The sequence below is a fragment of the Novosphingobium sp. 32-60-15 genome, assembly GCF_002280675.1.
GTDB lineage: Bacteria > Pseudomonadota > Alphaproteobacteria > Sphingomonadales > Sphingomonadaceae > Novosphingobium.
The window spans coordinates 103934-110293 of record NZ_NCEN01000009.1 but is presented as its reverse complement, the minus strand read 5'-3'; the positions used below and the strand labels follow the sequence as shown (position 1 = coordinate 110293).

Below are 6360 nucleotides of genomic sequence, written 5' to 3'. Positions count from 1 at the left end.
CAACAACCAGAGTTCCGACAAAAGCAGCGCCTCCTCAACGCCGCTATTGAATCAAGCCATCGCCGCCAGCGCAAGCGATTTAATGGGTCCTGAGCCTAGCGATGTTTATTTGGTTGTCGAAGGTCTGTTGTGCGTTTCCCTGATTTCTGCCCAAGGCCGCGAAACGGTTTTGCGGTCAATCGGGCCGGGTGAAATCTTCGGGGAATTGGCGGCCATTGACGGTGAGCCGCGTTCCGCTGATGTTGTGGCCTCGCAAAACAGCAGTCTCCTGTTCATTCCGGGCAAGACTTTCGTCTCCCTTATCGAACAAGAGCCTGTGCTCAGCTTGTGGCTGTCGCGCTATCTGGCGCATCAGGTGCGCTATCTCACCAACCGCATTTACGAACTTTCGACGATGGCGGTCGGTACACGGCTCCAAGCCGAATTGTTGCGGCTGGCAGAATTGCCCGATAACAAAGGCGGGGCGAGCATTTTGCGCGTTCCCACCCAGTCGGAACTGGCCGCTCGCATTGGTACTAACCGTGAAACTGTCACGCGCGAATTGTCGTTGCTGGTCCGCGAACGCCTGGTGGTAAAAGAGGGCCGGCGGATATTGATCCCGTCGATCACCAAACTGGCAGAGCGGATTAAACGCTATTCACAGACCGCGTGATTGAAGGCCTCTATAGAGGGCATTGCCACACCGGTACATTTGCGAATAGTTTTGGCGCGTATGAACAACGATCAGGCCTTGCCGCGCTCAACTGTGAATCGCTCGTCGGGGCTGTTTGGCCGGATCGGCTGGTTTATCGCGCGCTGGGTGGCGGCGTTCCTGTTCCTCTCGGTCGCGCAAGTGGTAATTTATAAATTCGTGCCGGTGCCCATTACCTTGACCATGGTGATGGACGATAATCCGATAACAAAAGACTGGACCGCGCTTGAAGATATTGACCGCGATATGGTGGCTGCGGTCATATCGGGAGAAGATGGCAAGTTCTGCGTCCACGGTGGTTTTGATCAGGATGCAATCATGCAGGCGTTCAAACGCAACGCCAAAGGCGGGCGCATTCGCGGTGGTTCCACCATCAGCCAGCAAACCGCAAAGAATGTGTTTTTATGGCAAAACGGTGGTTATGTGCGCAAAGCGCTTGAGGCTTGGTACACCGTCCTTATCGAAACGATCTGGGGCAAGCGCCGGATCATGGAGGTCTACCTCAATGTTGCCGAAACCGGCATTGGTACATACGGCGTCGAAGCAGGTGCGCAGCGCTACTACGGCAAAAGCGCGCGCAAACTCAGCCCGGTTGAAGCAGCGCGTATCGCTGCCGTTCTACCGCAACCCAAGAAGCGCGAAGTGAACGGTGCGGGTGGCTTTACCCGTCGCCACGGCAATTCCATCGCGCGACGCGTGGCCGTGGTAAAGAACGAAGCGCTTGACGCTTGCGTCTATCGCTAATCAATATCGCGCAAGTTCCTTGCGGCCGGTAAACCTCAGCCCGCGTCCCCCTCCAGCGGGAAAGCCATTTCCACCACGATGCCCTGATCGCCAAAGCTTCGGGTAATCGTGCCGTTCAACTGGCGCTCGGACGAACGGATCAGTGCCGAGCCAAAGCCTTCGCGCCCAACTTCTGGCTTTGCGCCGCCAGCGGCCGTGCCAATTTCTTCCCACAACACGCGCGCCCGGCCATCTGTGCATTCCCAACTCACGCGCAACAACCCGCCCGGTTGTGACCATGCGCCATATTTGACGGCGTTCGTCACCAGTTCGTGCAGAACAAGCCCCAGCGGCACCGCATGACGCCCAGGCAGCACCAATGCCCCGCCCGACAATTCACAGCGTTCGCTGCTGGACTGGTAGGGCGCGATAACTTTGGCGATCAAGTCCGCAAAATCGACCGTTTGGTCCTGTCCAGTGCCCTGCGTCACTTCATGCGCGGTCACCAAAGCGTGAATGCGTTTGGCGATCCGATCAACCGCAGGCGCCGCCGCCGCGTCCCCCCGGGCCGACATCTTGACGATGGCCAAAATCACCGCGAACAGGTTTTTAACGCGGTGATTCAATTCCTTGGCCAGCAAATCTGCGCGGTCCCTAGCTTCGGCAATCGCAGCGGCACCTTCCGCCATGGCTTCCGCCTCGGCCTTGCGCACCGCTTGCCACAAGCCCAGCGCCAACGCGCAGACTATGACCACGAACAGCGCCGCAAGCGATGGCACAATGCGCGCCTCTGCGGTAGCCGCAGCAAGCGCCGCGCGGTCCAACCTGACCTGTTCGATGCTTTCCAACTGCGCCACCGACCGGCGCAGGCCCTGCATTGCCAATTGGCCTTCATCAGACAGCATGCGCGCGTGGGCATCAGGAATGCGGCGCTCTTTGACCAATCCCACCACGTCCGACATTTCGACCCACTTGGCGTCGCCCAACCGTGAAATTCCGGCTAACAATTGCGCCTGGTCGGGCGGCAGATCATCGCCCATCTGTTCGCGCAACCGTGCCATTCCAGCAGCATATTGCGCCTGCCCCTCAAGATAGGGCGCAAGATAGCGCGTATCGCTGGTGATGAAATAGCCGCGCTGCCCGGTTTCCCCACTCATCGTTGCGCGCACGATGACATCAAGCGTCGCGATTATGCCGCTCGTCCGCACAGCCTGTTCGCGCTGAATGCGTTCGGCGTTCACCGTGGCGAGAATCAGCGCGAAAGTGCCAAGAAGTGCCAGCGCAACAACGCCAAACAGCGCCAATGTGGGGATGCGCGGCGCGCGCTGGTACCAGCGCAGTTGGGGGAGGGACTGCCCGGATTCGCTCCTGATGTTCATATCGCGGTCCGTAAACCTTCCAAGGCATTGCCGCAACGCGTTGAACTGATTGATCCTTCTGTCACAGGGTTGACGCCTTGCGGGGCTTCGCCTATCGGCCACAGCCTGATTCCGGCACGTCGCACTTGCGGCGATGTTCGCCTGTTCACCGATTTTAATGAGAAGAGCAAACAGATGAAGCGCACTTTCCAGCCAAGCAACCTCGTGCGTGCCCGCCGTCACGGCTTCCGCACCCGTTCGGCTACCCCGGGTGGCCGCAAGATTCTTGCAGCCCGCCGTTCGCGCGGCCGCAAGAAACTGTCGGCCTGATCGCAGCCGAAAACCTTCCGGACAGTGCGGTCCCGGGGATGACCCGAATCGCCACTATTCGGAAACGGGCGGACTTTGTTGCCGCCAATCGCGGAATCCGGGTCGCAAGGCCCGGATTCGTGCTGTTGGTAAACCGTGATACGGTGCCCGCTGCCGAAGCCGATCTGCGCTTTGGCGTAACCGTCACGAAAAAGATTGGCAACGCGGTTGTTCGCAACCGCATGAAACGCCGTTTTCGTGCGCTTTTGCGAGAAGCCTTGCCAGACGCTGGCATTCACGGCGCTGACCATGTGCTGATTGGCCGCGAAGGCGGGCTCGAGCGCGATTTTGCCGCTTTGCGCAGCGAGTTGGCCATTGCGCTTTCGCGTGCAGCAGATGGCAAAGGTGATGCTCCGCGCAAACGCCCACATTCTGGCAAGCCGCGCAAGTGAAGCGCCTGCTCATCCTGATTGCGCGGGGCTGGCAACTTGGCCCATCACGGATTCTACCGCCATCGTGTCGCTACAGCCCATCATGTTCGCAATATGCGATTGAGGCGGTTGAAAAGCATGGCGCGATTAAGGGTGGCTGGCTGGCGACGAAGCGGCTATTGCGCTGCCATCCGTGGGGTGGGCACGGCTACGATCCGGTTCCGTAAGGCCCGAGCCGTAAGCCTGTCCTGCGAACATAATTACGGGCTGCGCTTGCGCGGCATTTGACTGACAGGACGCGAACACGGTGCAGAATCAGCGCAATATCATTCTGGCTGTGGTGCTTACCGGCCTGCTGTTGCTGGGGTGGGAATCGGCAATGAGCTGGTTCTATCCGCAAGCAGCCAAGCGCCCCGTGGCCGCAGCTTCGGCACCGGCCGCAGCCGCCAAGCCCGGGCGCGAAGGTGGCTTGCTGAACGCTGCCGACGTTGCGCTTGAAAAGAAAGACTTGCGCGCCGAACTCGCCGCTGGTCACCGCGTCATTATTGATGCGCCGGGCCTCAAAGGTTCGATCAACCTGATGGGCGCGCTTGTCGATGACGTTTCGATGGCCCGTCATCGTGAAACGGTCGATAAATCCAGCGCGCCGGTGCGCCTGTTTTCGCCCGCCGGAACCCCCGCGCAACACTTTGCCCAGATCGGCTGGGTGGGTGAAGGCGTCGCTGCCCCTGACGCCAAAACGATGTGGACCGCCGAAGGCACAAAGCTGACACCGCAAACGCCGGTCACGCTTCGCTGGAGCAATACGACCGGTCAGACCTACACGATTCGCTATGCCATCGATGCGGATTACATGATCACTGCAACCCAAAGTGTTGCTAACACCGGCCCTGCGGCCGTGGTCGTGCGCCCCTTCGCGCTGGTCAATCGCACGGAAAAAACGTCGAGCATTGACACCTGGCAGCTCCATTCAGGCCCTATCGGCGCGTTTGATGGCTCGGTGAATTTTGACAATAACTATTCGACCGTGGCCGAAGCGCCGGGTGGTGCCATCGCGCTTAAGGGCGTGTCCAACTGGATCGGCTTTACCGACATCTATTGGCTTTCGGCGCTCATCCCCGATGCCGGTGCCAAGGCAGAGGCCGCTTTCCGCGCGCTCGGCAAAGGCATCTATCGCGCTGATCTGATCTATCCCACGGTGTCGGTCGCTCCGGGCAAGGTGCAGTCACAGACTGTCCGCTTGTTCGCCGGTGCAAAGGAAAACTCGGTTCTCGAAAAGTATGAAGCGGCTGGCGTTTCCAACTTCAGTTTCTCGATCGATTGGGGCTGGTTCTCATGGTTTGAAAAGCCGATTTTCTGGCTGCTCGATTCGATCTTCAACAAAGTCGGCAACTTCGGCCTAGCCATCATCCTGCTCACGCTGGTGGTGCGCGGCGTGATGTTCCCGATCGCACAGCGCCAGTTCGCCTCCATGGCCGCCATGCGCGCATTGCAGCCCAAAATGAAGGCACTGCAAGAACGCTACAAGGATGACAAGCAGACGCAGCAGCAGAAGATCATGGAACTGTACAAGGAAGAAAAGGTCAATCCGCTTGCGGGTTGCCTGCCAATCTTCCTGCAAATTCCGGTGTTCTTCGCGCTTTATAAAGTGCTGACGCTGACCATAGAAATGCGCCATCAGCCGTTCGTTTTGTGGATCAAGGATTTGTCCGCGCCCGATCCTGCGCACATCCTCAATCTGTTCGGCCTGCTGCCGTTTGATCCCCCCAGCTTCCTCGCCATCGGCGTTCTGGCAATCCTGCTTGGCATCACCATGTGGCTGCAATTCAAGCTTCAGCCCGCGGCGATGGACCCCGCACAGCAGCAGATCTTTTCGATCATGCCGTGGATCATGATGTTCGTCATGGCACCATTTGCCGCAGGGCTTTTGCTTTACTGGATCACCTCGAACCTGTTGACCATCGCCCAGCAAAAGTACCTTTACAGCAAGCACCCGCAGTTAAAGGCGCAAGCTGACAAGGACCAGACGGACGTCAATCGCGCCGTCACCCGCGAACAGAAGGCTGCTTCCACACGGAAGCCGAAAACACCTTGAACCCAGAAGATATCCAACCCGACGCCCGCGAACTGGCAGCCAACGCTGCGGTCAAGGCAGAGTTGATCGAACGGGCGCGCCTGTTGTTTGCAGGCCGCATCGAATTCCTTAAATCTGCGCCCGCGTTGCACTTCCTGCCCGATCCCGATGTGCCCGAAATTGCCTTTGCGGGCCGGTCGAACGTCGGGAAATCGTCGCTGCTCAATGCTCTGACGGGTCGCAAATCCATTGCGCGTACCTCGGTTACGCCGGGCCGCACGCAGGAGCTCAACTTCTTCGAAGTGGGCGATCCTACACTCCTGCGTCTGGTCGATATGCCTGGTTACGGCTTTGCCAAGGCTCCGCCTAAGGTAGTGGAGCAATGGCGCAAACTGGTGCGCGATTTTCTGCGTGGCCGCGTTGTTCTCAAACGTGCGCTGCTGTTGATCGATGCCCGCCACGGCATCAAAGACGTCGATACCGAAATGATGAAAATGCTGGACGAGGCCGCAGTCGGCTATCGCGTCGTCCTGACCAAGGCTGACAAGATCAAGGCCAGCGAACTTGATCAGGTCTATACCGAAACGCTTGCCGCCGCGCGCAAACGCACCGCCGCCTATCCCGAAGTGCTGGTCACTTCATCGGAAAAGAAAATGGGCATCGAAGAATTGCGCGCCGCCGTTCTGGCCGACAGCGAGATTTAAGCTTTCGCCCGCAATTGCCGCTCTGGGCAGTGCAAATCTGTTCAGCCTCGACACTGCGAACCTGAACGGC

8 protein-coding genes are annotated in these 6360 nt (G+C 58.9%); 7 read left to right on the top strand and 1 reads right to left on the bottom strand.

Going from position 1 to position 6360, the window contains the following annotated elements:
- Window positions 1–82: 82 nt before the first annotated feature.
- On the top strand, window positions 83–652 hold the full coding sequence (locus B7Y89_RS09080) for a Crp/Fnr family transcriptional regulator (protein ID WP_292937784.1): 570 nt from the start codon (window positions 83–85) through the stop codon (window positions 650–652).
- A 60-nt stretch (window positions 653–712) separates the two neighbouring features.
- Window positions 713–1435 (top strand): monofunctional biosynthetic peptidoglycan transglycosylase, encoded by a 723-nt coding sequence (gene mtgA, locus B7Y89_RS09075; RefSeq protein WP_292937782.1) that lies wholly within the window; start codon window positions 713–715, stop codon window positions 1433–1435.
- A 35-nt stretch (window positions 1436–1470) separates the two neighbouring features.
- Here mtgA and B7Y89_RS09070 read toward each other — a convergent pair whose 3' ends face one another.
- Window positions 1471–2793 carry a CHASE3 domain-containing protein gene (locus B7Y89_RS09070; protein WP_292937780.1) on the bottom strand — a complete coding sequence of 441 codons (1323 nt, stop codon included), beginning with the start codon at window positions 2791–2793 and terminating at the stop codon, window positions 1471–1473.
- A 174-nt stretch (window positions 2794–2967) separates the two neighbouring features.
- Here B7Y89_RS09070 and rpmH point away from each other — a divergent pair, with 174 nt between their 5' ends.
- From rpmH to yihA, 5 genes are all read left to right on the top strand, one after another.
- Window positions 2968–3102 carry a 50S ribosomal protein L34 gene (rpmH, locus tag B7Y89_RS09065; protein WP_054107782.1) on the top strand — a complete coding sequence of 45 codons (135 nt, stop codon included), beginning with the start codon at window positions 2968–2970 and terminating at the stop codon, window positions 3100–3102.
- A gap of 38 nt (window positions 3103–3140) precedes the next feature.
- A complete protein-coding gene (gene rnpA / locus B7Y89_RS09060) occupies window positions 3141–3533 on the top strand; it encodes a ribonuclease P protein component (protein ID WP_292937778.1) in 393 nt (130 codons plus the stop codon).
- Window positions 3530–3739: a membrane protein insertion efficiency factor YidD gene (yidD, locus tag B7Y89_RS09055; protein ID WP_292937776.1), complete on the top strand. Its 210-nt coding sequence runs from the start codon at window positions 3530–3532 to the stop codon at window positions 3737–3739. Before rnpA ends, yidD begins: the two co-directional genes overlap by 4 nt.
- A gap of 80 nt (window positions 3740–3819) precedes the next feature.
- The gene (gene yidC, locus B7Y89_RS09050; RefSeq protein ID WP_292937774.1) at window positions 3820–5607 is read left to right on the top strand and encodes a membrane protein insertase YidC; all 1788 of its coding nucleotides are present in this window, start codon (window positions 3820–3822) and stop codon (window positions 5605–5607) included.
- 32 nt (window positions 5608–5639) lie between these two features.
- Entirely contained in the window at window positions 5640–6290 is a 651-nt protein-coding gene (gene yihA / locus B7Y89_RS09045) for a ribosome biogenesis GTP-binding protein YihA/YsxC (RefSeq protein ID WP_292937788.1), read from the top strand.
- The last annotated feature ends 70 nt before the right edge of the window (window positions 6291–6360 follow it).

Coding starts and splice junctions, on each gene's coding strand:
- B7Y89_RS09080 (WP_292937784.1), top strand. CDS start 83: ATGGGTCCTGAGCCTAGCGATGTTTATTTGGTTGTCGAAGGTCTGTTG.
- mtgA (WP_292937782.1), top strand. CDS start 713: ATGAACAACGATCAGGCCTTGCCGCGCTCAACTGTGAATCGCTCGTCG.
- B7Y89_RS09070 (WP_292937780.1), bottom strand. CDS start 2,793: ATGAACATCAGGAGCGAATCCGGGCAGTCCCTCCCCCAACTGCGCTGG.
- rpmH (WP_054107782.1), top strand. CDS start 2,968: ATGAAGCGCACTTTCCAGCCAAGCAACCTCGTGCGTGCCCGCCGTCAC.
- rnpA (WP_292937778.1), top strand. CDS start 3,141: ATGACCCGAATCGCCACTATTCGGAAACGGGCGGACTTTGTTGCCGCC.